Origin of the sequence: Bacillus sp. 2B09, assembly GCF_003946835.1 — a bacterium.
Taxonomy (GTDB): Bacteria; Bacillota; Bacilli; order Bacillales; family Bacillaceae; genus Bacillus; species Bacillus altitudinis.
Genome location: NZ_RPSG01000004.1, coordinates 28,801 through 53,673 on the forward strand (window position 1 = coordinate 28,801; position 24,873 = coordinate 53,673).

The window sequence follows — 24,873 nt, forward strand, 5'->3', positions numbered from 1 at the left end:
CTAGCCCGATTTATTTGATACGACTTGTATGACTTGAACCGTTTGACAGTAAAAAGAAAAATACTGTTCTTCATAATCTTCGACAAAGTAATTCAAATATTCCCAGCCTCTATCCAAAAGTTGAATGTTCAAAAAAAGAGAGGAATCGTTTGTTAACTCCAAATCATTGATTTGAACAGAAGAGACGTTGGTAAATTTCAGATGAATGTCTGCTTTATGGGTTGCAGATTCGTATGGGATGTGTAGATGAATACAGTTGATCAAGTCGTAATGTTCATTATACTCTTTAAAGTAGTGAAATTCATTGATTTGCTTTAGATGGTTGATATTGAAATCAGGGATTTGTTTCTGGACTTTTTCATCTAAAAACCATGTCATCGTTTGTCCTCCAAGAGGTTATTGTAGAAGTGCAATGATTTGTTTTCTTGTTTCTTCATGGTATTGAACATAGGAGTGCAGTAAAGGATATGATTCAAGGATCTGTTGATACGATTTGATTTGGGGATATTGCTCTTCAAATGACTGACGCAGCACGTTTAACTGTTTTTTCGGTATTCGTTTATGATCGATCACATAACTTAGGCTACCTGCAACAAGTGAAAAAAATAAATAAAAGTCATCTGAAAATATACTAGTTTCTGCTTCAAAAGAGACGATTTCATCTGGATAAGATGAATCTAATAAGTATTGATAACGTTGTTTTACATCATCGAATAAACCTTGTTTATCTCGGCTGATTTTCATGGATTTTCCCCAATCTCTCATTGTTTTTAATTCTTATTTAGACGCTAATGAGATCTTCCTATACACTGCAAATAAATTCTTGTGAATCGAAACATACGTTTTTCGATTCTATTGCGAGTAACATCCCATTGATGTTAAATAGAAAATTTGCATTTGAATCAAATTCTTCAAGAAGTACATTTTTAAGGTTCCCTATCCCATTAGGATGGTAACTACATTCGAAAATTTGCCAATTCATCTCTTCTTGTATCAATTCTTCAAATCTATCATTACCTTCACCCCCATTATAATAAAGACTCGCCACATTCATAAATCGCAATTCATGTTGAGTAACTTTATTTAATTCTGATACTTTTACGCTCAGTACTAATTCTTTATGAAACAAATCAAATGTGACTCCAAGTACATTACAACCACCATCTAGATAATCGATCCATTTTTGTACACTATTAAACATCTCATTCACTCTCCTATTTTTTCAGGATGAACTCTATTCTTATCGTGTCACGGAGTATGTAAATATTCTTCAAATGAAATAAAGTCCGCTTTTTTTCGAAATTCGCTTAAGATTTTCTGATCTCCTGTAAAAATAACATCTGTCGAATCAAAAAATCCGATTTCAAACACGGCTTGAGGGATAACGGGTGTATAATTCACGTTCCAATATCGTTCATTATCTTCAATTTGAGGTATTGAATGAATATTCAAATGATCTACATGACGAGGCAATGCGGTCAAAACAGCGAAAATAAAAGAATAAGAATAGTCATGTAAGAATTTTTTGAAATGTTCACCCTTCAGAAATAAAAAATCCGTATAATCCGGCATGACTTCTGAATGAGATTGATTATTCCGATCATGAAGCATTGGGAGTGTCACATCACTTATGACCCAATGATACTCTTCTACGTTTAAATTGATTTTCTTTATTAATTCATTTACTTCGAATAGATTTTTCTCTTTTGCTAATACGATTCTCATTACTTGCTCCACCTCACCGATTTAAAACATCAGACGAAACTAAAAATATTCCACAGTATCAAAATCTGACCATAATCTCCAGTCAGTGTTCGTGTTTATATTTACAATGCATGTTGGATCTTGATAGATCAAACTCTTCGCAACCGATTGAAAAAAAGGAGATTGACTAGGGAGTTGGCTATGCGTTTCTGGATGAAACCATGATTCAGTTGTATAGAGCGGTTTATCATATACATGCTGAACGATGTCAAATTGTTCTTGATCTGTCATCCATAAACTATCCAGCAAATCTCGATGTTTGGCCATTTCTCTTAACAGAGTAATCCATTCATTTTCCTCTGTTACATCAGATTGGCATGACTCTGGTATGTGAACATTAAAATAGCCACCATTCAATTTAATTCGTAATGGTTGTTTGGTGAATCCAGGTTCTATCTCATCATCATCTATTATTTCATCATGCTGATCCACGAAAACAAAGAGCTCATCCAATAGAAAATTGATGGATCCATTATTCAACTCATGACCAAACGCAAAAAAATCAATAGCCGGTCCTAACTTCGATAAACCGAATAATTGAATCGTGATCAGCCAATTTCCATCTCTAGTAAATAGAGAAAGCTTCCCTTTGGCAAAATCAAAGTTCTCGTTATCTAATAGCGGAAACTCTTTATTTAGAAAAGACTTATCTAATGTGTTTAATACATGGTCTATTTGTTTCATTTCTTCCTCCTTATGAAGTCATTTCTTCAAAGTTAGTATAATTTCGAATCAGTTCTTTTTTAAAATCATCAGGAAGTTTTTGATTCGGAAATACAACTGAAATCCAGCCTAATACAATCTCATCTAAAATTCTCCACGTTTTTAACAATTGTTTATTCATTTGTTCTAATTGAAGAATCGCTAGTACTCCTATCTCATAACCTCTGTCGCCATAAATGATCCATTTCGCAGAAGGGGAAACCCATATCACACGTGAAGCAATATCCATTATGCTATCATTTACACTCTCTATCGGATAATCGGTTAAGAGATCGAGGTAATCACTTGGTGTGAGGTTTAACGGTACTTTCACCCAAGGATAATAACCAAAATCATGATAATAATCATCCATGCTCTTCTGCTCATCTAATACAGCCATGAGTATATAGTCATCATGATGATTCAAAGCTAAACCTTTTAACATTTCCCAGCCATCATCTGATAACAACCAATGGAATTCTTCGAATAAATAATGAGGGGTTTTCGTTTTCAACACTTGATCAGGGAATGTCTTCGTACTATGAACGAGCGAATGAACAAACGATAGAACATGTTCAAATTCTTTTGGATCGGATATAAACAAATGTTTCACTTTATGCTCCTTTCATATCTTCGGGTAAGGCTATTATCAGTCATTGATTCTCAATTCCACCGCTTGGAACATTATGCATAACTAGAAAGCATTTGAGTGAAATAGTTATCGAATGTTTTTTGATCCTTTAATAATAGTTGTAGCCATTTTGCTAAAACAGGGTGATCCAGTGGCTTCCATCCTTCTTTTAATAACATATTTTTTGCAGAATCTTTTGTTGATACCATCCCTATAATACAAATTTCCATATCTCTATCTGCCCAAATCGCCCACTGCAAAGAATGAGATAACCAGACAACTATATTCGAATTCGTGATTATATTATCCGCTATGGCACCTTTTGGGTGCATCCATAGTGCATTTACATAATCCTCACCTGAAATGTTCACACTCGCTTTCAGCCAATGATAATAACCAAATTCCTTCAAATAATAATCAGTTGGATCTGGTTGAAGGACTGCAGTCAAAAATTCTCTATCTTGTGTAACAGTTGATAACTCTTTTATGGTTGGTAAAATATCATCACTCAATGCCCAATCAAACTCTTGAAACAAAAAACAATCAAATGTCTTACGAAAGACTTGTTGTGGCAGCTCTTTATTTGTTTCAAACACATGGTCTACTAAATTCTGATAGAATTTGAATTCTTTTTCTGAACGAATAAATAAGTCTTCAAGCCGTTTCAAACAACTACCTCCACTCTTGTCGAACTAGTAGTTTTTTAATTCTTCCTCTATATCTTCTTTTAATGTTTGAATTTCAATTGACACCGAATTATTTCGATTATAGAAAATGGACGGATTGATTCCATCTGCTATCATTCCCGGCAGCCATTCTTCTATAAAATCGTCTAAATCAATCATTTCTGGTACTGTTTTTTCCCATTGATCGATCGCACAATAAGCGGCATGATCCTCTGTCGGCCAAAAATGAAGCTGCGGTACACGATAATCATCCTCTGACATCACCCACCCCTTCTCGTTTCTTAATGACCAAACCTCTTCAAAATCAACAATCTTTTTGATGAAATAGTCATAACGCTTTTTCGCAGGTAATTGCATGGTGGTTTCTAATTCTTTCGGATGCATGGATATTGCGTCACTCCTTTTATTTATAAATGGGCTTAACCATAAGAATTTAGCAAGCTCATATATAGAAACTATTTGTATTCTTCTAACCAGTCATTCAAATCATCTACAGGATGTAAGTAAGAATTAGGTGAATCTTTCAAATCAATTCCACTTAAAAGAATCAGCATATCCCAAACTTGATCATCGTCTATTTCTGGATCGTCTGCAGAAACGTAAATTTCAGCCCAATCAGACACTTGTTCTCTTGTGATCGTCCCCTTTAAGACATTTCGTATTTTATTTAAACAGTCTAGCATTTTTGGTTCAGCCATTTATTACACCATTCCTTTCTCAAAACTCATTTTACGCTGTAAACTGCCTATATTTCATATTTAATAATATCCTCCATTGACATACCTTTAAAATATAAAGTAAGAATGTTTTTAATAGTGTATTCGCTACGTATACCCATCGGGTTAAATATAGTCTTAGCCGTTTTTGGATCAGCAACCTCTAAGTCCATAGCAGGTGTATCGGAACCTTCTTTACCCTCGCTTACGTAATAATTTCCATTTCGGTATTCCACGAATTTCAGATTTTGAAGATCCTCTTCTTTTATAAAATCTTGATTTATTTTTGTGATGACTTTCCATGAACCACTTAAAAAGCCTGTCAGGCCTGTATTTGCAACGAATAGTCCTTTCTCTTTTTTTATCAATTGTTTTAACTCATTTTTTTCTATTCTTTCATCAACAAACAAATCATAGTATTGGATTAAAATATCATCATATTGATTTTTCCCCTCACCCGAAATGATCAAAGCATAGCTCAATTTCCCAACTTCTTTTAATGGGAGTTCAAATATAGCTCCTGGTTCTACTTTACTTAAAGTTTTTACTTTTTTAGTTGTTATTTTAATATCCGTTACTTCTTTGTCGTTTAAATCATCAAAATAGTGACTACCTCCATTGTTTAAAGCCATCATAATTGTCAAAAGCATCTCATCAATCGTTGGCTTTCTCTTCAAATGTTCCTCAGTCATTTCATAGAATTGTTCAATCGCTTCTTCAAAAATATCTAATCCATCATCACCAATTATGATGTTCTTTTTCTTATGTACTTCTTCCCAAAAGCCCATTTAGAATACCCCCTTTATATATTGTGTTCTTTATGTTATTCTCATTTTGCTTTATCACGATAAACGTATACTTGTATAAACTGTTTTATGTGCACGTTTGAAAAGTGCCACTTCATGATCCGTTAACCACTTAAGCTCTCTCATGTGATAGGAAATTTCTTCTAAATAAGTATCGGTTTTTGCAATTAATTTTTTATCTAAGATATTTCTTTTATTGTCTTCAACTACAAGATAAAGAGTAAACTGTTTTAAATCTAATTCGATAAGTGGGTAAGCTTTTCTTTTTTTATCGGGACTTAGTTTTGTTCTCCCTTTAATCTCCGCTTTATATTCCTTCTCTTTCATTTTCTTAAATGTCGCTTTGACTAGCTGACTGTCCCAATTTTTCAGTTCACACAGATAGAGTATCGCTTTTTCCAAAGTATCTGCTAAGATCTTTTTCTTATTTGTTGCATTTTCAAATTCACTGTAACGGAAGGGTACTTCCAGCTCGTACGTATTTTTTAAAAATAAGATGTCTGGTTCATCTTTTAAAGTACTAATTAATTTGTAGTCTTTAAAAGACCCACATATCAAAACAATAGCCTCACAATCTTTCGTTTGAAATTTCTTTTCTAATTCGTATAAAAACATTTCAGTCATACAAAGGGATTGGCTGGCTAAGTTCCCACGGTCGTCATCTGACATTAATTGTATATTTTTCAAATACACTTCTTATATCCTCCTTTCTAGAATTACTATCTCCGCTACATTCAAACTGAGGGACCTTAATTTTTATTTAAAGAAAATATTCTTTTTAGAGATTTTTCTAATAAATCAATTGGTACATGGTCTTGACTAATATAGTGAAATATTGCTATACCATTTTCCAATGAGAGAATTGTCCATGCCATTTCTTCAGGTGAAAGAGTGCATGTAAGGTTCTCTTTTTCTATTAAATTCTCAATGGATTGAGAGATTTGTTTTACTGATTGTAGGATCATATTTGACCACTGACACCTTACTTCCTCATTTCTCATTGAATACAAAAGAAATTCCATATTTAGCAGGCTCCACGTCCTATTTTCTTCAAGATTTTGAATAGACTGTTGATTCATTTTTTCTGGAAAGTGTAAAAGAGAAGGCTGTTCTGCTAAAAAAGAATTGATTTTTTCTACATGTAATTGCATTTGTTGTTCCAATAGAGCTAAAAAGATCTCTTCCTTTGAATGAAAATGCGTATAAAAGGCCCCTTTGCTAAAGCCTGCATATTCCGCCAATTTATCAATAGAGACCCCATGAAAACCATACTTGGCGAAATTCTCAACTGCAGAATTTATGAGTAATTTCCGTGTTTCCTCTTTCCTTTCATTTTGCGTTTTTCTTTGTCTAATCATTCCTTTACCTCCTTATCTTGACAATCATACCATATAGAATTAATATACCAATTAGTATATAAATTCTATATGGTATATATATTGGTGAACAGCATAAGCAATTAATAGCTATTGAAAAGGAGCAAAACAATGCGAAAAGTGGGGAAAAAAATTCACAAAACGAAAAGGGACATAATAGGTCAAACAGTTAAATCAGGAATTATTACATCAAATTTAATGCCAATGTGTGCTGGCTTAACCTTGGCATTATACACTTATCAAATTGACATCCTTCATAAATCTATTGAGATACTATTTGCATTTGCCGGTTCAATTTTATTAATTGGTGCTGCTGGAGCATTAAACAATTTGTATGACAGAGACATAGATTCCGTGATGAATAGAACAAAAAACAGACCTACTGTAACAGGAGAAGTCAATCTTAAAAAAGTTCTATGGCTTAGTATCTTAATGTCTATTTTAGGTTTGATTTTTTTAGCATTTACAACCTATCTAGCAGCTATTATAGGATTGATTGGTTTACTTTTTTATATTTTCCCTTATACAATGTGGAGTAAAAGAAAAACCGTTTACAACACGGAAATTGGAAGCATTTCTGGGGCAATGCCGCCTCTCATTGGTTGGACGGCTATTTCACCAGACATCTCACACCCAGCTATTCAGGGGTTGTTTTTCATTACAATTATTTGGCAGATGCCGCATTTTTATTCAATAGCTATTAGAAAGCAAAATGAATACAAGGCTGCGAACATTCCCATGTTACCTGTTGTAAAAGGAATGAAAAGAACATACTTGCAAACGAATCTTTATATCTTAGCAATTACCTTAAGCAGTTTTCTTTTCCGTTCTTTAAGCATAGGGCTTGTGCTTGTGTCTTTTTTTCTAGGTTTTATATGGATTTGTTTAAGTATTTTAGGTTACAAACGAATGAATTCTGAGAAGTGGGCATCATTTATGTTTGTCTATTCACTAATTTATATGACAACTCTTTATTCAACGGTCATTATCTATACTCTTACTCGTCAAATTTTTTGATTTATTCAAACTTTAGTTTTGTAGATAACCATAAAAAAGCACCCTAAACGGATGCTTCTACCAAATGATATTTTTTCAAAATACGATAGGTAATTTCTTTTGCTTCTAGTCCGGTGCCTTCTATATTTGTGGCGAAGATGTAGGTTTTGTTTTCATGTTTGATGAAGCCTGCGTACCAGCCAATTCCTGATCCGGAGCCTGTTTTTCCGTATAGCGTGGCGTGTTTCTCTTCTTCTTGTATCATCATTCGCTTGACGGTTCTCATAACAGATAGGTCAAATGGGAGACTTTCTTCATATAACTGTTTTAGGAAATGGACTTGTTCTACTGGAGAAATGCGCAACGTACTGCTTAGCCAAAATTGATCGATTCCGCCAGATATGTCTTGATTCCCATAATGAATGGCTTTTATCCAATGGCCCATGCGCTCTTCCCCGATGTCACGTGCCATAGCTTGATAATACCAGACGACTGAATCTCTCATGCCAGAGCCCAGTGTATGGTCCTTATTCCAATTATCAATCTCTCTTTTTACTCCGTCCCAATATTTAATGTCGTATTCATCTTTAACTGCGCCAGTTTGAAGTCCGATTAAGGCATTTGCTATTTTAAACGTTGATTGTGGTGCAAAGCGCTTGTTCGCTCTTTTTTTGTTATACACCCATGGTGATTTTTCTTTTACTTCTTGAATCACAAATGTGCCTTCCCGCTCTTTCATGAATTCATCGACGGACCATTTTGGAGATGTTCCTTCACTTGATGCAGGCTTGCTCATACAAAGTGCTGCAAGCATCACGCCAGCAATCAGCCATTTCATCTTCTTTTTTTGCAAACAATCACCCTCTTTGCTCATGATTGCAATCGATTGTAGCATGATGACTGATCAGAAATAAGAGCCGCTCGTCCTCTTTTTCAATAAAAAAAGCCGGTTTTATCCGGCTTTCTGTTTATTGTACGTTCCATTTTTTCTCTTCAATCGCTTGCTTTGCAATTTTCGAAATGGTCATATCGTCCATTGGTGGGTTATGAAGGCCAGCACGAATGTCTCGATAGTAACGTTGAAGCGGGCAGCTAAGGCTTAAGCTTTTTGCACCGACTAAACGCATGGCTTTATCGACCACTTGCAGACTATGATTGACGACTGTATGCTTCACAGCACCGAATTCATTGATTAACAGCTCTCTTTTCTCTGACTGCTCATACAATGTTGTCGTTGAATAGATGACATGGCGTGCTTGCTTTAGTAGTAAATCAATTTCGCCAATCAGTGTTTGGACATTTGGCAGTTCGCTAATCGTTCCGCTAATACTGTTCGGTGAATGGGTGATGGCATACTGAACAGCATAGTCTCTTGCCGCTTGTGCAATCCCTAAATAACAGGAAGGAATATGTGCTATCCAAGGGTTTAACGTACCGCCCCGAGGTCCTTTTTGCACTTCAACCAACATGTCATCTGGAACTTCCACATGATCTAGAATTAAATCATGGCTCTCTGTTCCTCTCATGCCAACAACATCCCACGTTTCTTCTATAGAAACACCTTTTGTATCACGGTGAATTAAGAAGAAGCCCATCGCTTCTTTTTCTTCGATCCATACACCGACGAGAAAGTATGTGAGCGCTGGTGACATCGTTGTGAATGTTTTCCTGCCACTGATCACCCATTGATCTCCTGATCTCGTTGCAGTTGTTCCAGGTTTGCCTCCTCTTGTTGGACTCCCTGTTTGCGCCTCACTGACGGCCCGGTTCACAAGAGCCCCATTCTTGATTTCTTCAGCAAAAAATTGCAGCTGCTTCTCATTCCATAGTTTCTTTTCATAAATTTCACCAACAACTCCTTGATGCCAGCCGATCGATAAGGCAGTTGCTCCATCCATACTTCCTAGTGTTTCTTGAAAAAGGACCATATCCTTTACAGATTGACCACCACCCCCGTACTCAACAGGCAGAGACAACGTTGTATAGCCCAGTTCTACTAATGATTCGATATTCTGTTTAGGAAAATAGGCACCCTCATCATGTTCTTTTGCAGACTGTTCGATCGTTTCACGAAGGGATTCTAGTTGATTCAGCCAATTTTTTTGAAAATCTGTATCGACAAATAATGCTTTAGACAAAACGTATCCAACTCCTCTGTTTCTCGCAATCTATCATATCCGATTTATCCAATAGGTATTATTAAAACACACTTTACTTATAGGATTTAATGTGTTAAATTTTATCAATATTAAGTACATATGTCAAAGGAACGTGATGCTTTTATGATTTCTGCTATTAATCTACATAAATCCTATGGGTCAACTCATGTGTTAAAAGGAATTGATTTCACCGTACAAGAAGGTGAAGTGGTCGCCATTATTGGACCGAGCGGATCAGGAAAAACAACCCTTCTCCGCAGTTTAAACAGCCTTGATATCCCAGACAAAGGAACGCTGACAGTTGGAGAAGCCACGATTCAATTTGAACAATATCGAAAAAAAGATCTTCTAAAACTCAGACAGCAATCGTCTATGGTGTTTCAGCATTATCACTTGTTTCAAAATAAACGAGCACTTGAAAACATCACAGAAGGATTGATTGTGTCTCAAAACATGTCTAAAAAAGAGGCGGAAAAAATCGGAGAGCAATTGTTAACGCGAATTGGGCTGCTTCATAAAAAAGATGCGTTTCCAAGTGAATTATCCGGCGGTCAACAGCAGCGGATTGGGATTGCTCGTGCTCTTGCCATGAATCCTGCGGTGCTTTTGTTTGATGAACCAACGTCCGCACTAGACCCAGAGATGGTCGGAGAAATCCTTGAAATGATGAAAGATATTGCGAGCCAAGGCATGACGATGGTCATTGTGACGCATGAAATCTCGTTTGCAAAAGATGTAGCGGATACAGTGATCTTTATGGCAGATGGGGAAATCGTTGAAAAAGGCTCACCAGAAGACGTCCTGATGAAGCCTCAGCATGAACGGACGAAACAATTTTTATCAAGAATTCATCGCGGGATGTGGCAAGGATTGGAGGAAGACAGATGAAGCGCAAGACTTTATTCACCGCCGCTAGTATCCTTCTGTTTCTCCTCTCTCTCATTGGCTGCAGCAGTGTGAAAACGACAACAGATGATGGCAGACAAATTGTCAAAGTCGCACTAAGCGCAGAAGTCAATCCGCCTTTTTTAGCCACAAATGACCGCAACGAACCGATTGGCTATAACATCGATTATTTAAATGAAGTCGAGAAACGTTTGCCACACATTCATTTTGATTATATCTTCGGCGAGGAAGAATCCAATTTAATTGGGATCGGCGCTGGGAAATTTGAAATGGCGGCTAATTGGTTTTTTAGTAATCCTGAACGTGAAAAACGCTTTCTTTATCCTAAGGTTCCATACGGCTATTCGATGACAGGTTTAATTGTGAATGAATCAGAGCAAGATATTCAATCTCTAGACGATATGACATCAAAAAAGCTCGCTCCCGTCAGTCCTAGCGGCGGCCTTCGTTCCATATTAAATCAATATAATGAAGAAAATGATCGGAAAATTCCGCTCACGACCATTGAAAGCCCTTCAAACGAACTCAATTTAAAACGAGTCGAAAGTGGACGGTCCGATGCGGCTTTTATGAATATTTCGACCTTTGATACGATTCAAAAACATCTTCACCTGAAAGTCAAAGTGGGCGGCATTGTCTCAAAGGAACCTATTTATCTTGTCTTACAGCCTAGTCAAAAGAAACTAGCATCACAATTGGACCGAGTGACACAAGAGATGATAGAAGACGGAACATTACCTGACCTTGCGAAGAAATGGTTTGGCGTTGATTTCTTTCAAGATATTGACTATATATCAGAGCAAGGCTATCAATATGAAGAAAGGAAGGAAGTGCCATGACGTTTACAGCTGGAGATTGGTTAAGAATCTTTTTACAGGTGGTTGATCGCCTGCCACTCACATTTCTGATGATTGTGGTGTCATTGTTTTTTGCCATCATCATCGGATTGCTGTTTGCTTGCATTCGAATCAAACAAATTCCAGTGCTGAAACAATTGGCGGTCATTTATTTGTCATTTACACGAAGTACACCGCTCATTGTTCAGTTATTCCTCATTTATTTTGGCCTGCCTCAGCTTTTACTCATGGCGGGAATTCAAATCAATCATTGGGATCGTGTGTTATTTGTGATGATCACATTCTCGTTACATACGGGCGCTTATTTATCTGAAGTCTTTCGCAGTGCATATTCCTCTGTTGGGAAAGATCAGCTTGAAGCAGCTTACATTGTTGGGATGACAGATACGCAGGCATTAATGAGGATCATTATTCCGCAAGCCTTTCTCATTGCACTTCCGAACCTCGGAAATTACACCATTGATCTCGTGAAAGATACCGCCATTGCATTTACAATCGGACTCATTGATATGATGGGACAGGTCAAAATCATACTAGGTAATAACTACGGGATAGGGATGTTTGAAGTGTACGTCATCATTGCAATTGTGTATTGGCTGATTTGCATCAGTATTGAACTGATCACGATGCTACTGGAAAGAAAATTTGTGAAAGGCCGCACCAGCCTGTCACGCTAAGGAGGCGATTTGATGCAAACCATTGATATATCATTTGCGATTGACCAAATACCACATATTCTAAAAGGCGTTCCCTTTACCTTATTGATTGCACTTGTTTCTATGGCTGTGAGCCTTTTGATTGGATCTATTTTTGCTTTCATTCGCCTCTTTCGTATCCCTGTGCTCCGCCAGCTGGTCACGCTCTATGTCTCATTTTTTAGAGGAACACCTCTCATTGTTCAGTTGTTTGCTTTCTTTTATGGCATTCCATTTGTTCTGACCAAAATGAATAGCACTTTTGGGTTGACCTTTCACCCGGATATGGTCTCCCCGCTTACCGTTGCCCTTATCACCTTCAGCCTGCATTCAGCCGCACATTTAACAGAAGTGGTCCGCAGCGCACTCCTTGCGGTAGACAGAGGGCAGCTTGAAGCGGCGAAAATCGTTGGCATGACCACCAGACAGGCGATGATGCGCATTATTTTACCGCAAGCGTTTGTGGTTGCCCTGCCAAACCTAGGGAATCAGCTCATTCAGCTGTTAAAAGCCACATCCCTTTCGTTTACAATTGGTGTACTGGAAATCATGGGGATCTCTCGCATCATTGCAAATGACGGCTACAAATTTTTAGAAACGTATCTTGTCTCTGCTTTGATCTATTGGATGCTTAGTATTTTCTTTGAACTCGCTTTTGCTTTGTTAGAGAAACGAGTCAGCGTGTACGGAAAATCTCTTGGACGTTAAAAAAGTCGATCAGGTACAAACCCTGATCGACTTTTTTATTCTCCTTTTTTCGGTGTGTTATATAGTTCTTTCGGTGCTGGTTTGAGTTTAGGCGCAGAGCCGAACACGACAGGAGCAGAAATATATCTGAATTCTCCCTTTCCATCCATACTTCGGCCATGTGCCCATCTGCCTTCTTTGCTTTCTTCTCCTCTTGAGAAGTTAAACAAATCATAGGATACTTGCTGTTTTTCCAGTGAGCGCGGGAAGGTGGTTGGAACAACGACATCCCCTTCTCGTTCTTCTAATTCCTTAATTGCAGCCAGCCACATATTTTGATGATATGTATCACGAGCAATGAGAAAGGAGAGCATATCCTTCACTCCGCGGTCATCGGTCATTTCATAAAGCCGTGTAACCTGAAGTCTGCCTTGTGACTCCGCATTCAAATTTGCCCTGAAGTCAGCCATTAAATTTCCGCTTGCAATGATATATTTTGCATTCCACGGATACCCTTGACTATCTGCTGCCATTGCCCCTAAGCCTGCAACAATTGCATGTTGAGGATTCATTCCGCCCATGACGGCTGCAAGTGCTGGATCACTTTGATACGCTTCTTCTTGTTCTTTAACTGGGGCATTATCAAGTAATCGAGCAATCATCGTTGCCAGCATTTCGACATGACCGATTTCCTCCGTTCCAATGTCATGGAGCAAATCTTTATATTTTTGATCCGCTCGGCAGTTAAACCCTTGAAATAAATATTGCATCATCACGCTGATTTCTCCATATTGACCGCCTAACACCTCTTGTAATTTTTTCGCATAAAGAGGGTCCGGCTTAGAGGGCTTTGCTTCATATTGCAGTTCTTTAATGTGATAAAACATGATGTCATCTCCTTTATTTACAAAAACCTTTGCACTTATCACTATTCAGCCGATGCCCTCTTTATGAAAAATCGCATGCTCTTATAAAAAAAAAGAGAACGGCATCTGCCATTCTCTTTATCGTCCTACTTATTCAGCACTGACTAAAATTTTCACTTGATCTTTTTCATTGATTAATGCATGGAAGCCATCTTCGATCACATCGTCCAGCTTGATTTTTTTCGTGACGAGTGTATCTGCAGAGAAATAGCCTTTTCTCATTAAGTTTAATACAGATGGGAAAACATCTCTGTAGCCGATGATTCCTTTGACTGTACGTTCTTTAATGACAATGTCATTCGGCATAATTTCTGCGCCTTTTTCCCAAATGCTCACAATGACTGTTTCACCTGAAATTCTAGTTGATTGGATTGCTTGCTTCAATACAACAGGTACACCTGTCACTTCAAAAGAAACATCGACTCCACCATTTGTACGGTGTGCGATTTCTTGAACAACATCTTCATACTGAGAAGGATCTACAATGATCGCTCCAAGTTCTTTTGCTTTTTCTTGGCGCTCTTTTGATAATTCCACTGCATAAATGTCAGTAGCACCAGCTGCTTTTAATGCTTCAATGACAAGTAAACCGATTGGCCCACAGCCAAACACAGCTGCTGTATCCCCAGCTTGCACTTTACTAGAACGAACCGCATATAAAGCAACTGCAGAAGGTTCAACAAGTGCACCTTGCTCATATGAAATTTCGTCTGGTAACAAATGAAGTAATTCTTCATCGACAGATACATATTCAGAGAATCCTCCACCGCCACCAGCAAGTCCTAAGAAGCCCATGTTTTCATCTAAGTTGTAAGCACCTTGGTGCCCGTGAGTTGCAAAAATAGGTTCAACAACCACTCGATCGCCTACTTTGTAATTACTCACGCCTTCTCCAACTTCTACAACTTCACCAGAGAACTCGTGTCCCAGTGTAATGGGTGCTTTTTCTTTTGTAAGTGGATGAGGTTCATTCACAGGAATAAAGATCGGTCCGCCTAAATATTCATGTAAATCACTACCGCAAATGCCGCACCATTTTACTTTCAGTTTCACTTTTCCTGGAGCAACTGTTGGTTCATCAATTTCCTCTAGTCGAATGTCCTTTTGATCGTGCCAGCGTAGTGCTTTCATTTGTAAGACTCCTTTTCTCATCAATTTAATTAACTTACTTAAATAATGATATCATAATTTTTTTAATTTTCTAAGTAAGATGCACTATTTTTTTGACAGTCAATGGACGAAAAATGACAAAACATAGCAACAGACAAATAAGAAGCATACATATGCAGCCAATTATGACAGAAGTACGTATCGATAAAACATGCGCCAATGCGCCGCATATTCCTGTCATCATCATCGTCAGAACAGCTTCACATAACGCATAAAAACTTGCCACTCTCCCCATAACCTCTACCGGGATATTCGTTTGATAAAAAGTCATAAAACCGGTGTTTGCAAATGCTAAAAAGAAAGCTAGAACAAAAAAGCCAGCTGCTGCGACAGTCAATGTGCTTGAAAAAGCATAGATCAAGTATCCAAAAGCCACAAACAAACTACCCGCACCAAGCATCACTGAAATAGGCAGCCTTTCGACAATGACCGTATTGAGACATGCCCCTGCGATAATCCCTGCCCCAGCTACACTGACAAGAAACCCATATTCGGTATTGGTCAACATCAGCACTTCCTTTGCAAAAGCTGCTTCAAGTGAGTCAATTGCAGTCGGCAGCACCGTGATGGCGGCACTAAATAATAAATACACGGCCATCACTTGACGGGATGTGAGACTGAAATGAAATACAAGTTTTGCATCTTCCTTTAATACTGAGAGAGAAAAGCCTTTTTGTGCCCCGGCTGCTTTTGACAAAATCGGTAAACACATCGTCAAAACAGCAGATATCAAAAGGCAGATTGCATTTACATAAATTGAAAGGACTGGTGTACCAATGAGAAAAAGCACCCCTGCTACGGCGGGTCCGAGTAAAAATCCACCAGACTGAAGCAAAGATCGAATGGCATTAAACCGTTTTCGTTTATCCGCCGGGATTAGTGCTGTCATATACACCATCGAAGCTGGATGAAACATGGCTTGTGCCATATGAATGAGAAATAGCATCACATATACGATCAATAAGTGGCCTGAAAATAAGGCAAAGGGTAAACAAGCAATCAGAATGGCCCGGCATAGATCTAGACTGATCATGACATTCCGCTGATTCAGTCTATCTATTAAACTACCAGACCAGCTATTTGTTAAAAGAGCCGAGACAGGTCTTAACATATAGACGGCTGTTACAGCAAGAACGGAGCCCGTTTCCTGAAAAATCAGCAGATGGAGAGCAATCATATAAATCCATTCTCCTATGTTCGCAATACCAATTGCTCCAAGTAACATGCTCATATCCCGCCAATGTTTTTTCATCGTAGTGCCCTCCTTTTTGTCATAAAAAAATCCCGCCCCCAAGACATTTCTGTCTTGAGGACGGGATTGACTCCGCGTTGCCACCTCAGTTCATTCACCTGTTACCAGATGAACCTTAGCAGGTTATCGCTAACCCTTCTCTATAACGGGAGAATGCCGCTGCACCACCATCACAATGAATCCGGTGCAGAGCTAAGAGGCTTGGTTCTGTAACGCTTCCCAGCTCCTTCTCAGCTTCACGGAGTTCTCTGTGTGAGGCAGCCATTACATACTCTTCTCTATTTGCGCTTTATCTTTTTTTCATCACGATCTTCAGCTGAATTGTTCTATATTCTACTGCGCCTCCGTCAAGACGTCAATGTTTTTTCATGTTAATCCGCATAAATCATTTTTCTAGTCATGCCGCCATCAACAACCAAATCGGTTCCTGTCACAAATTGATTGTCTTCATCTGTTAAATAAAAACAAGCTTTGACAATATCCTTTGGCGTTCCTACTCGATTGGAAAGGTGCTGCTGATGGTCAATTTCTCGCAAATTTTTCTCATCCTTCGTTTCAATCCACCCAGGGGAAATGCTGTTTACTGTTATGTGATCCTGACTAAAAGAAGCAGCCAACGCATGAGTAAGTGCTGATATCCCGCCTTTTGATGCAGCGTACGCTTCTGTATCTGGTTCTGACATGGTCGCGCGAGTGGATGAGATATTAACGATAGAACCGCCTGATTGATTCTCTTTTATATAACGTGCCGCTTCCCTTGCACATAAAAAAGCACCTCGTAGGTTTGTATGCAGCACATGATCAAACTCATCAACCGTTAGCTCATAAGGCGATTTTGTACACATAACCCCTGCATTATTGATGAGAATATCGATCGTTTGATAACGAGCCACAGCAGCCGACATGATGTCTTGAATATCCTTCTCTTGTTTCACATCCGTTTTTTTAAAAAAAGCCTCAAAGGACTCCTTTTTCAGCTGATCTTCCAAGCGCTTGCCCTTCTCTTCGTCAATATCCGCAAGCACAACACGCGCCCCTTCTTTCGCATAGCCATACGCGATCGACTCACCAATTCCATTGGCTGCGCCAGTGATAACGACTGTTTTATTGTGAAAATTCATCGTTTATCCTATCCTTTCTCTCATGAGATGTTGTCGTCTATCATACCACTCATGTATACACGATACCTAGTCAAATGGGACATAGAAAAACCACCACCTAAATCATACATTAGGAGGGTGGTATATTTGTAATTCTCCATATTGACGACATAGTCGTTTGCTTCTTGTGTAAAGTCTGGGAAAGTTTGTGTTTATCATTCAGTCATTCTATTCGGCTCTTTTTCTGTATGACTATATGAAAAAGCAGCCTTTAGTATATCTAAGTAGTCCGCTTTCGTAACGGCACGAACATTGCTTTTTGTAGAGTTGTTTTGTTCTGCTAGTTCAGCCATTTTTTCAAAATCTTCTACTTTTACATAAGATAATTCTTTTAGTGATGGAATACCTAAATTCTTTGTGAATGTATACATACCATCCATTAATTTTTGAATCGCCACATCATCTGCATCCGTTTTATCTGCAAAGCCCATAATGTTTGCAAGCTCTATGTGCAATGATTTGTTTTCAGCTGCATTAAATTGTATGACATAAGGTAAAAACACAGCATTTGCGATACCATGAGGCGTATCATAAAGACTGCCGAGCGCTTCGGCTAAACAATGTACGGCTGCTACATCAGCGGAACCGAAGCATAAGCCAGCGAGTAAACTGCCTTCCTGCATTTTGTATCTTGCTTCTAAATCAGAACCGTCTTCATACGCCTTCGGTAAATAGGTCACAATGGTTTTCATTGCGCTTGCCCCCATCGCCTTAGAAATAGGGTTTGTTTCTTTACATGTATAGCCTTCAATCGCATGGACCAGTGCATCAACACCTGTTGCCGCTGTTATACTTTTTGGCACCGTAGAAGTAAGAGCAGGATCCAAAATCGCAATAGTTGGCCGAAGCAAGGCATGTTTTAAGGTGATTTTTTTATGTGAAGTAGCTAACGTAATCACAGATGAACGGGTCACCTCAGAGCCAGTTCCAGCAGTGGTTGGAATACAAATTAAGGGTGATACATTTGTATACGCCTTCTTCCCTGCAATATACTCTTCAGGATTACCGCCATTTGGACCTAATAAAGCAATGGCTTTTGCCGTATCCATTGGGCTTCCTCCACCAATCGCAATAACCGCTGATGCTTGTACTTTTCTAAAGAGCTCTGCACCCGTTAAACATTCATGATCTCTAGGGTTTGGTGATACTTGATCAAAGACGACAACGGAATAACCAGCTTCTTGCAAATACGCTTCAATAGGCGTCACCAATCCTGCGCTTTTTACACCAGGGTCAGTCACAATCATAATTGTAGCACTAGGCAATACAATGTCCTCTACAATAGAGGCAATATCTTTAGATTTTCCAGTCCCCATGATCATTTTCGTATGACAATCATATTCAAAATTTATCATTGATTTTCTACCCCTTCATTTGTTGATTTAATCGCTTGTTTTTCTGCTCCCCACCATTCTATTCCTTTTAAACCTGGAATGGTAGAAGCGTAAAAAACAGGGTTCTTTCCTACCTTTCTTTGTCCCATGTAATCATTTAGAGCCGCAAAAGCAAATTTGCCTAAAATCGCAATGGCAACCAAGTTAACAATAGCCATAATCGCCATCGACAAGTCCGCTAACGTCCAAACGATTTGTAAGTTGGCGAGAGCACCAAACATGATCATCATTAAAACAGTGATTCGATACACGAATAGCGCGGATGCACTGTTATGAATAAAACCGATATTGGCTTCACCGTAATAGTAGCCACCTACAATGGAGCTAAATGCAAAAGTAAAGATCGCAAATGCTAAGAAAATACTAGCCCAAGAACCGAAATGCTGCGCCATTGCAGCTTGAGTAATTTCAATACCTGACAAATCACCTGCTGTTTCTACTGTTGATAGCATAATAATAAATGCTGTACAACTACAAACAACTAATGTATCAAAAAATACGCCTAATAATTGAACAAACCCTTGTTTTACTGGGTGTGAAACATGCGCAGCAGCAGCTGCATTTGGCGCACTTCCCATTCCTGCTTCATTGGAAAATAAACCGCGTTTGACACCGTTCATTATTGCAGCGCCGATTCCGCCTCCAACCATTTGCTCTAATCCAAACGCACTTTTCATAATACTTGCTAATGCTGCGGGTACATCAGCGATATTTGTGACAATCACATAAAGTGCTAAGATAATATAAAACGAGGACATGATTGGCACAATGATTTGGGTAAAGCGGGCAATTCTCTTTACACCACCAAAAATGATGAGAGCCGTAAGAATGGTTACGAATCCCCCCATACCAATTGGACTGATACCAAATGAATATCGAAAGGCATTTGTGATGGTGTTCGTTTGTACTGCATTAAAAATTAAGCCAAAACTAAGAATAACAGAAAAGGCAAAGATCCTACTTGGCCATTTCAGTCCAAATTGCTTTTGTATATAATAGCCTGGCCCACCTTTAAAACCATCACTTGTTCTCACTTTATATATTTGAGCGAGTGTGCTTTCGACAAATGCAGAAGCTCCCCCTAAAACTGCTGCAAACCACATCCAAAAAATAGCTCCAGGACCACCAACTGTAATGGCAATAGCAACACCTGCCATATTTCCAGTTCCAATCCTCGTCGCTGCTCCGATAAAGAAAGCTTGCATTGAAGAAATATCTTGACTCCCTTTTATTTTTGGAGCTTTTTCAAAAATAGAACGGAAGATCTCTTTTAGTAAGACAATTTGCATAAACTTCATTCTCACCGTAAAGTAGATTCCAATCCCTATTAACATAACGACTAAAATATATGTCCATAAAAAGTCATTTATTGAATTGACAATCGTTTCAAACAAAGCCATCCCCCCTATAAAATCTGAACATTCTAAATAATGAAAGCGCCTACTTTTATCATAGTAAAAATGTTATGATCTATCTATAGAAGTTTTCTGATTGCATCAATCGGCTCATCCGATTTAGGAGGGATTGACGTTGGAAATAAAGCAACTGATGATGTTCCAAACAGCATCAAAAGTATTAAACTTTACAAAAACAGCACAAATACTTGGCTATGCTCAATCTAGTATCACGGCAAATATCGCTGCATTAGAAGAAGAGTTAGGAACCCCTCTTTTTGAAAGGCTTGGAAAAAGGGTCATTTTAACAGAAGCTGGCATGAAGTTTCAAGATTATACGGATAAGATTTTAGGTTTAACAGGAGAAGCATTAGAGGCTGTTGGTGGGATGAGTGAGCCAAGCGGCATTTTAAGAATATGTGCATCTGAAACACAATGTACCTATCGACTTCCTCATATTTTAACGGACTTTCAAACAACGTATCCTAAAGTAGAACTGATTTTCCGTCCCGGAATAGCTGAAAAGGATGTTTTAAATCTATTACTGGAAGGACAAATTGATGTCGCCCTATTATCGATGAATCCTGTCGTATCCTCACATTTAATTGTAAAAGAATTAAAAGATGAACCGATGGCCATTGTATGCTGTCCAACAAATCCATTGAGCAAAAAACAAAAAGTATATCCTATCGATTTAGACGAGCAAAGATTGTTGTTAACTGAAGACTGCGATTATCGTTATGCCTTCGAACACTCTTTGACACAGGCAGGAGCAGAACCGAGAAGTAAACTAGAGCTAGCAGATGTAGAAGCCATAAAAAAATGTGTAATGGCTGGTCTAGGAATTGCTGTACTTCCCGAAATTTCTATAAAAAGAGAAATAACAGAAGGCCATATGATTAAAATCAATTGGATGGGACCCTGTCTCACAACAAAAATCCAACTATTCTGGCATAAAAATAAATGGATGTCTCCTGCTTTGAAGGCGTTTGTTGATTTAACAGAGGAATATATCCTTCTCAATGGGTAATCTGAAATATTTATTTGGGCAGCCTTCCATTTCTTTCACCATTAAATATTAACGAGTTATCCAATCATTTAAAGTAAATCACGTGTATCCAAAAAGCCCTCTACATAGCTATAGAGGGCTTTTTAGAAGAACAAAGGATTAATAGGATCTGATACTCTTCAAACCAATGATCATAAAGATCACCGTAAAAGCAATTAAAACCGTCGCATCTAATAATAAGATAGAAAGATTAACATTGTCGCTCATGATCTCACCAAAACCAGACATCATCCATGTTTGCGGTATAGTCAAAGAAATCTTCTTCATAATGTCTGGAACGATATCTAGAGGCCAATAAATACCACCCAGCATGCACGATCCTACAATGACAATTGCACTAAAGATTTCAGCTTGTTTTTTTGTTTGAGATAAAGTAGCTATCATAAATCCTAAACTTACGACAAGGCCTATAACAAATGATCCGAACAATAAAATAAGAAACAGGTTGCCTAAGTAGACATTAAAGAAAATAGATAAGATGGTCAAAAGAACACCTAATTGTAGCCATCCAAGAAGGAAATATGCCATTAAATAGCCCAGAAGTACATATATTTTATGGATTGGACTCGAAAGCAATCTTTGCCATGTATAATTTTTATACTCCAAATGTATAGAGGACAAAGAGCTTGAAATCGCAAACATCATAAACATAATGGTAAAGCCAAGCGGTATTAAATTTGGGTGCTGGCTTGCTTGACCATCTTGATTTTTTTCAACCAACGAAATGGTGCCAGATTCATTTAACTTAATCAATGCAGTGGTGAGAGAAGCACTTCTCTGATCTTTCACACCGTAATTGATCTGATAAATGATCGCTGCTGCCTCTTTTAAATAGGGAGATAAGACTGCATATTCCTCAGTTTTCTTATAAACTGTCACATCAAAAATCTCTTTATTTTCTTTTAAATGGGACTCTAATTGATCAGAGACTTTAACCGACGCAATTACCTTTTCATCAGATACTAATTCTTCCGCTTCAATTTCAGACGCCTTTATCCAAAGAAATGTCGTGTTCTTTTTGAGCATTTTTAATATTTCCTTATTGAGTTCGTCTTGTTGAGGATTTTGAACAAAAGCAACTGTGGGTTTCTTTGTATCTGATGCCGTGCTGCCAAAGATAAAACTAAATATGATTGGCATAACAAATAAAAAAATGAGAGCCAATGGAGACTTTAATGTTTCTTTTAACTTTAACGTGATAATGGCTAATATTTTATGCATAGCGATGCTTCCTTTCAAAAGGCATTCTTAATAAAGCAATGATGAAGAAAGCTAGTCCCATCCCACAGCTAAGTAATAATCCACTTTGAATTTCACTAAAATCAGCACCTGCCATACTTTTCAAAAACATTTGAAGTGCAAGAGAATTAGGTAAAAAATAGCTGATATTCATCACCCATTGTGGGAATAAGTATAAGGGCACCATACTCCCACCTAAAGCAGCTAACACTTGAGTTCCTAAAATCCCCACACTGTTAAACGTTTTTTCTCTATTGATAAAAGAACCAATCAGCACCCCTAAACCCGCAGCATTTAATATAAAACTACATCCGATCATAACAACAGTAAAAGGCTCTCCCCAATTCACCTTAAAGACAAAACTAGTAAATAAAATAATGACCGCAAGTTGAATCATACTCATTAAAAAAATGCCCAATAACTTTCCAATGATATAACTAATATTGCTTAACTTTGATACTAGTAGTCTTTTATAGACTTCTTCTTCTTTTTCCTCTATCATACTGCCAACCAAGAAAACAACAGTCATTAATAAAAAAAGCACACCCATCCCGCCTGCGTAGTATTGGAAGGATGTAATCGGCTGGCTGTTGATATGAATGTTCCTTTCGTTCACTAGTTCTTTTTTCAGTTGATCAGACACGATCTCCACTTCTTTACCTTGATTCAACGGCATCAGAATACGATTCATATGATAATTTTGAAAGAATTGCAAAACCACATTTTCTAGGACCATTTCCTGTAAGCTTGAATTAGGTCCTTTTAAAATATTCAATTGCACATGATCGTGATTTAATATGCTTTTTTCAAAATTCGGCTTGATGATTATACCCATTGTAATGTCTCTACTATTTAATTCTTTCTCTAGCTGATTTTTCGAGGTGACCTTCACTTCAAATATGTCACTGAGTTCACTCTTAGACAATGTTGAGAGAAACATTTTACTTGTAGCGGACTTATCTTGATCTGTTATTCCTACTCGAAATGAATTGATCCTAATTTCGCTATCTTTCTTCATGTTGTCTCCAAATGCTGCACCTAATATAGCAATTAATATGATAGGCATAAAAAAAAGTGTAAAAAAGCTTTTCTTATCCCTAAAAAACAATAATAGATCTTTCAGTACAACCCAAATGCTCATATGCTCACCTCTATTCGGTCTAGTCTCGTAATTTCTTACCTGTGAAATACAAGAATACATTTTCTAAATTTGGTTCTACAACTTCTGCTGAAATTAATTGAACATTTAATGCGGTTACACCTTGAATAAGTTGACTTAGTAAATGCTGAGGATTGTCATCAAATAATTTGATTTGATTTCCCTGCACCATAAAGTCATTCAGTGGGTGATATTCATTTATATATTGGCACACTCGCTCCATATCCTTTTGTCCTTGTTCACATTTAATCGTAAAAATGATTTCTCTTTTTTCTCCAACAAGCTCAGCCAATTCACTTAAATCACCTACCTTAATGAAAGAACCTTGATCCATAATAGCTATTTTTTCACATAGATATTCGACTTCCTCCATGTAATGACTCGTATAAATAATCGTCATTCCTTCACTATTTAACGTTTTAACTGTTTCTAATATATGATTTCTGGATTGCGGGTCTATACCCACTGTAGGCTCATCCATTATTAATAGTTTTGGCCGATGCAAAATCGCACATCCGATATTCACTCTTCTTTTCATCCCACCTGAGAATACTTTCACCTTATCATTCGCTCTATTGCCCAGACCAATTAATTCAAGGATTTCTTGTACTCTGCTTTTTAATTCTTCTCCTTTAAGTCCATACATTTTCCCCCAAAACGTTAAATTTTCTTTTGCTGACATATCTAAATATAAAGCGATCTCTTGCGGAACAATGCCAATCAATTGCTGTGCATGCTTTGTTTCTTTATGTAGATCAATGCCTCCAATCGTAATAGTCCCGCTCGTTGCATGTATAAGTCCTGTCATGATACCGATTAAGGTTGATTTCCCTGCACCATTAGGGCCCAACAGTCCAAATGATTCACCTTGTTTTAAGTGGAAGCTAACCCCTTTTAATACTTGTTTACCTTCATAATTTTTGATGATGTTTTGTACTTTTAGCAATCGCAATCTCTCCTCTATTCTTCCTATCTATCATAATCCTGTCCAATCATTGCCAACTGTTTTATGGTATGTCTTTCAACTAAAGATCATTTTTTCCAATTTACTCATTTTACCACGTTATGAAATGTAGAAGAACAGTATAGGTCTTTTTATATTTATAAACAAAAAAACTTACAGGAAAAA

The 24,873-nt window shown here is 37.7% G+C and carries 29 protein-coding genes; 6 read left to right on the forward strand and 23 right to left on the reverse strand.

The genetic code is table 11. The annotated features are described in order from the left end of the window. The 12 genes from EBQ12_RS09630 to EBQ12_RS09685 form a co-directional block, all read right to left on the reverse strand. Nucleotides 1-378, reverse strand: coding sequence for a hypothetical protein (locus EBQ12_RS09630; RefSeq protein WP_125589833.1), 378 nt, complete (start codon nt 376-378; stop codon nt 1-3). Between the two features lie 18 nt (nt 379-396). Continuing rightward, complete coding sequence (locus EBQ12_RS09635; protein WP_058214197.1) at nt 397-744, reverse strand: YxiJ family protein; 348 nt, start codon at nt 742-744, stop codon at nt 397-399. A gap of 58 nt (nt 745-802) precedes the next feature. After that, nucleotides 803-1,201 carry a YxiG family protein gene (locus EBQ12_RS09640; RefSeq protein ID WP_125589835.1) on the reverse strand — a complete coding sequence of 133 codons (399 nt, stop codon included), beginning with the start codon at nt 1,199-1,201 and terminating at the stop codon, nt 803-805. Between the two features lie 47 nt (nt 1,202-1,248). Continuing rightward, nucleotides 1,249-1,725: a hypothetical protein gene (locus tag EBQ12_RS09645; RefSeq protein ID WP_125589837.1), complete on the reverse strand. Its 477-nt coding sequence runs from the start codon at nt 1,723-1,725 to the stop codon at nt 1,249-1,251. 39 nt (nt 1,726-1,764) lie between these two features. Then, nucleotides 1,765-2,448 carry a DUF7003 family protein gene (locus EBQ12_RS09650; protein ID WP_125589839.1) on the reverse strand — a complete coding sequence of 228 codons (684 nt, stop codon included), beginning with the start codon at nt 2,446-2,448 and terminating at the stop codon, nt 1,765-1,767. A 10-nt stretch (nt 2,449-2,458) separates the two neighbouring features. Then, nucleotides 2,459-3,079, reverse strand: a complete 621-nt coding sequence (locus EBQ12_RS09655) for a hypothetical protein (protein ID WP_008342593.1) — start codon at nt 3,077-3,079, stop codon at nt 2,459-2,461. Nucleotides 3,080-3,150: 71 nt separating this feature from the next. Further along, the gene (locus EBQ12_RS09660; RefSeq protein WP_125589841.1) at nt 3,151-3,765 is read right to left on the reverse strand and encodes a hypothetical protein; all 615 of its coding nucleotides are present in this window, start codon (nt 3,763-3,765) and stop codon (nt 3,151-3,153) included. 24 nt (nt 3,766-3,789) lie between these two features. Next, nucleotides 3,790-4,167: a DUF2750 domain-containing protein gene (locus EBQ12_RS09665; protein ID WP_008342597.1), complete on the reverse strand. Its 378-nt coding sequence runs from the start codon at nt 4,165-4,167 to the stop codon at nt 3,790-3,792. A 71-nt stretch (nt 4,168-4,238) separates the two neighbouring features. Next, nucleotides 4,239-4,481, reverse strand: a complete 243-nt coding sequence (locus EBQ12_RS09670) for a DNA-binding protein (RefSeq protein ID WP_046526837.1) — start codon at nt 4,479-4,481, stop codon at nt 4,239-4,241. 47 nt (nt 4,482-4,528) lie between these two features. Continuing rightward, nucleotides 4,529-5,287, reverse strand: a complete 759-nt coding sequence (locus tag EBQ12_RS09675; RefSeq protein ID WP_008342601.1) for an Imm26 family immunity protein — start codon at nt 5,285-5,287, stop codon at nt 4,529-4,531. A 54-nt stretch (nt 5,288-5,341) separates the two neighbouring features. After that, nucleotides 5,342-5,998: a hypothetical protein gene (locus tag EBQ12_RS09680; RefSeq protein WP_056705358.1), complete on the reverse strand. Its 657-nt coding sequence runs from the start codon at nt 5,996-5,998 to the stop codon at nt 5,342-5,344. A gap of 56 nt (nt 5,999-6,054) precedes the next feature. Further along, nucleotides 6,055-6,663 carry a TetR/AcrR family transcriptional regulator gene (locus tag EBQ12_RS09685; protein WP_125589843.1) on the reverse strand — a complete coding sequence of 203 codons (609 nt, stop codon included), beginning with the start codon at nt 6,661-6,663 and terminating at the stop codon, nt 6,055-6,057. A 129-nt stretch (nt 6,664-6,792) separates the two neighbouring features. Here EBQ12_RS09685 and cyoE point away from each other — a divergent pair, with 129 nt between their 5' ends. Further along, nucleotides 6,793-7,698, forward strand: coding sequence for a heme o synthase (cyoE, locus tag EBQ12_RS09690; protein WP_125589845.1), 906 nt, complete (start codon nt 6,793-6,795; stop codon nt 7,696-7,698). A gap of 43 nt (nt 7,699-7,741) precedes the next feature. Here cyoE and blaBPU read toward each other — a convergent pair whose 3' ends face one another. Together blaBPU and EBQ12_RS09700 are read right to left on the reverse strand one after the other, a co-directional pair. Further along, nucleotides 7,742-8,530 carry a BPU family class D beta-lactamase gene (gene blaBPU, locus EBQ12_RS09695; RefSeq protein WP_048003296.1) on the reverse strand — a complete coding sequence of 263 codons (789 nt, stop codon included), beginning with the start codon at nt 8,528-8,530 and terminating at the stop codon, nt 7,742-7,744. Nucleotides 8,531-8,645: 115 nt separating this feature from the next. Beyond that, entirely contained in the window at nt 8,646-9,815 is a 1,170-nt protein-coding gene (locus EBQ12_RS09700; RefSeq protein ID WP_125589847.1) for an acyl-CoA dehydrogenase family protein, read from the reverse strand. Between the two features lie 144 nt (nt 9,816-9,959). Here EBQ12_RS09700 and EBQ12_RS09705 point away from each other — a divergent pair, with 144 nt between their 5' ends. From EBQ12_RS09705 to EBQ12_RS09720, 4 genes are read left to right on the forward strand one after another with little or no spacing between them, the layout of a single operon-like run. Beyond that, nucleotides 9,960-10,724, forward strand: a complete 765-nt coding sequence (locus EBQ12_RS09705; RefSeq protein ID WP_034646521.1) for an amino acid ABC transporter ATP-binding protein — start codon at nt 9,960-9,962, stop codon at nt 10,722-10,724. Further along, nucleotides 10,721-11,581 (forward strand): amino acid ABC transporter substrate-binding protein, encoded by an 861-nt coding sequence (locus tag EBQ12_RS09710; protein WP_125589849.1) that lies wholly within the window; start codon nt 10,721-10,723, stop codon nt 11,579-11,581. The genes EBQ12_RS09705 and EBQ12_RS09710 overlap by 4 nt, the downstream gene beginning before the upstream one ends. After that, nucleotides 11,578-12,276 carry an amino acid ABC transporter permease gene (locus EBQ12_RS09715; RefSeq protein ID WP_008342617.1) on the forward strand — a complete coding sequence of 233 codons (699 nt, stop codon included), beginning with the start codon at nt 11,578-11,580 and terminating at the stop codon, nt 12,274-12,276. The genes EBQ12_RS09710 and EBQ12_RS09715 overlap by 4 nt, the downstream gene beginning before the upstream one ends. Nucleotides 12,277-12,288: 12 nt before the next feature. Then, nucleotides 12,289-13,002, forward strand: a complete 714-nt coding sequence (locus tag EBQ12_RS09720) for an amino acid ABC transporter permease (RefSeq protein ID WP_056705375.1) — start codon at nt 12,289-12,291, stop codon at nt 13,000-13,002. A gap of 35 nt (nt 13,003-13,037) precedes the next feature. Here EBQ12_RS09720 and EBQ12_RS09725 read toward each other — a convergent pair whose 3' ends face one another. From EBQ12_RS09725 to EBQ12_RS09750, 6 genes are all read right to left on the reverse strand, one after another. Further along, entirely contained in the window at nt 13,038-13,868 is an 831-nt protein-coding gene (locus EBQ12_RS09725; protein WP_007501404.1) for a manganese catalase, read from the reverse strand. 129 nt (nt 13,869-13,997) lie between these two features. Next, entirely contained in the window at nt 13,998-15,038 is a 1,041-nt protein-coding gene (locus EBQ12_RS09730; protein ID WP_125589851.1) for a 2,3-butanediol dehydrogenase, read from the reverse strand. A 70-nt stretch (nt 15,039-15,108) separates the two neighbouring features. Continuing rightward, nucleotides 15,109-16,329 (reverse strand): MFS transporter, encoded by a 1,221-nt coding sequence (locus EBQ12_RS09735; RefSeq protein WP_056705379.1) that lies wholly within the window; start codon nt 16,327-16,329, stop codon nt 15,109-15,111. Between the two features lie 371 nt (nt 16,330-16,700). Continuing rightward, a complete protein-coding gene (locus EBQ12_RS09740; RefSeq protein ID WP_098680687.1) occupies nt 16,701-17,450 on the reverse strand; it encodes a glucose 1-dehydrogenase in 750 nt (249 codons plus the stop codon). 194 nt (nt 17,451-17,644) lie between these two features. Continuing rightward, entirely contained in the window at nt 17,645-18,844 is a 1,200-nt protein-coding gene (locus EBQ12_RS09745) for an iron-containing alcohol dehydrogenase (protein WP_098680686.1), read from the reverse strand. Then, nucleotides 18,841-20,283 carry an alanine/glycine:cation symporter family protein gene (locus EBQ12_RS09750; protein ID WP_058214190.1) on the reverse strand — a complete coding sequence of 481 codons (1,443 nt, stop codon included), beginning with the start codon at nt 20,281-20,283 and terminating at the stop codon, nt 18,841-18,843. The genes EBQ12_RS09745 and EBQ12_RS09750 overlap by 4 nt, the downstream gene beginning before the upstream one ends. Before the next feature lie 130 nt (nt 20,284-20,413). On the opposite strand from EBQ12_RS09750, the gene EBQ12_RS09755 reads away from it, so the two are divergent. Continuing rightward, nucleotides 20,414-21,307: a LysR family transcriptional regulator gene (locus EBQ12_RS09755; protein WP_098680684.1), complete on the forward strand. Its 894-nt coding sequence runs from the start codon at nt 20,414-20,416 to the stop codon at nt 21,305-21,307. A 138-nt stretch (nt 21,308-21,445) separates the two neighbouring features. Here EBQ12_RS09755 and EBQ12_RS09760 read toward each other — a convergent pair whose 3' ends face one another. The 3 genes from EBQ12_RS09760 to EBQ12_RS09770 are packed head-to-tail and all read right to left on the reverse strand — an operon-like array spanning nt 21,446 to nt 24,690. After that, nucleotides 21,446-22,567, reverse strand: coding sequence for an ABC transporter permease (locus EBQ12_RS09760; protein ID WP_125589853.1), 1,122 nt, complete (start codon nt 22,565-22,567; stop codon nt 21,446-21,448). Further along, entirely contained in the window at nt 22,560-23,786 is a 1,227-nt protein-coding gene (locus EBQ12_RS09765) for an ABC transporter permease (RefSeq protein WP_241215633.1), read from the reverse strand. Before EBQ12_RS09765 ends, EBQ12_RS09760 begins: the two co-directional genes overlap by 8 nt. Then, a complete protein-coding gene (locus tag EBQ12_RS09770; protein ID WP_041506830.1) occupies nt 23,746-24,690 on the reverse strand; it encodes an ABC transporter ATP-binding protein in 945 nt (314 codons plus the stop codon). Before EBQ12_RS09770 ends, EBQ12_RS09765 begins: the two co-directional genes overlap by 41 nt. Nucleotides 24,691-24,873: the final 183 nt, after the last annotated feature.

Bases quoted from the DNA above. Each gene is read 5' to 3' on its own strand.
- EBQ12_RS09630 (WP_125589833.1), bottom strand. From the start codon at position 378: ATGACATGGTTTTTAGATGAAAAAGTCCAGAAACAAATCCCTGATTTC.
- EBQ12_RS09635 (WP_058214197.1), bottom strand. From the start codon at position 744: ATGAAAATCAGCCGAGATAAACAAGGTTTATTCGATGATGTAAAACAA.
- EBQ12_RS09640 (WP_125589835.1), bottom strand. From the start codon at position 1,201: ATGTTTAATAGTGTACAAAAATGGATCGATTATCTAGATGGTGGTTGT.
- EBQ12_RS09645 (WP_125589837.1), bottom strand. From the start codon at position 1,725: ATGAGAATCGTATTAGCAAAAGAGAAAAATCTATTCGAAGTAAATGAA.
- EBQ12_RS09650 (WP_125589839.1), bottom strand. From the start codon at position 2,448: ATGAAACAAATAGACCATGTATTAAACACATTAGATAAGTCTTTTCTA.
- EBQ12_RS09665 (WP_008342597.1), bottom strand. From the start codon at position 4,167: ATGCATCCGAAAGAATTAGAAACCACCATGCAATTACCTGCGAAAAAG.
- EBQ12_RS09670 (WP_046526837.1), bottom strand. From the start codon at position 4,481: ATGGCTGAACCAAAAATGCTAGACTGTTTAAATAAAATACGAAATGTC.
- EBQ12_RS09675 (WP_008342601.1), bottom strand. From the start codon at position 5,287: ATGGGCTTTTGGGAAGAAGTACATAAGAAAAAGAACATCATAATTGGT.
- EBQ12_RS09685 (WP_125589843.1), bottom strand. From the start codon at position 6,663: ATGATTAGACAAAGAAAAACGCAAAATGAAAGGAAAGAGGAAACACGG.
- cyoE (WP_125589845.1), top strand. From the start codon at position 6,793: ATGCGAAAAGTGGGGAAAAAAATTCACAAAACGAAAAGGGACATAATA.
- EBQ12_RS09705 (WP_034646521.1), top strand. From the start codon at position 9,960: ATGATTTCTGCTATTAATCTACATAAATCCTATGGGTCAACTCATGTG.
- EBQ12_RS09710 (WP_125589849.1), top strand. From the start codon at position 10,721: ATGAAGCGCAAGACTTTATTCACCGCCGCTAGTATCCTTCTGTTTCTC.
- EBQ12_RS09715 (WP_008342617.1), top strand. From the start codon at position 11,578: ATGACGTTTACAGCTGGAGATTGGTTAAGAATCTTTTTACAGGTGGTT.
- EBQ12_RS09720 (WP_056705375.1), top strand. From the start codon at position 12,289: ATGCAAACCATTGATATATCATTTGCGATTGACCAAATACCACATATT.
- EBQ12_RS09725 (WP_007501404.1), bottom strand. From the start codon at position 13,868: ATGTTTTATCACATTAAAGAACTGCAATATGAAGCAAAGCCCTCTAAG.
- EBQ12_RS09730 (WP_125589851.1), bottom strand. From the start codon at position 15,038: ATGAAAGCACTACGCTGGCACGATCAAAAGGACATTCGACTAGAGGAA.
- EBQ12_RS09735 (WP_056705379.1), bottom strand. From the start codon at position 16,329: ATGAAAAAACATTGGCGGGATATGAGCATGTTACTTGGAGCAATTGGT.
- EBQ12_RS09740 (WP_098680687.1), bottom strand. From the start codon at position 17,450: ATGAATTTTCACAATAAAACAGTCGTTATCACTGGCGCAGCCAATGGA.
- EBQ12_RS09745 (WP_098680686.1), bottom strand. From the start codon at position 18,844: ATGATAAATTTTGAATATGATTGTCATACGAAAATGATCATGGGGACT.
- EBQ12_RS09750 (WP_058214190.1), bottom strand. From the start codon at position 20,283: ATGGCTTTGTTTGAAACGATTGTCAATTCAATAAATGACTTTTTATGG.
- EBQ12_RS09760 (WP_125589853.1), bottom strand. From the start codon at position 22,567: ATGCATAAAATATTAGCCATTATCACGTTAAAGTTAAAAGAAACATTA.
- EBQ12_RS09765 (WP_241215633.1), bottom strand. From the start codon at position 23,786: ATGTATTCTTGTATTTCACAGGTAAGAAATTACGAGACTAGACCGAAT.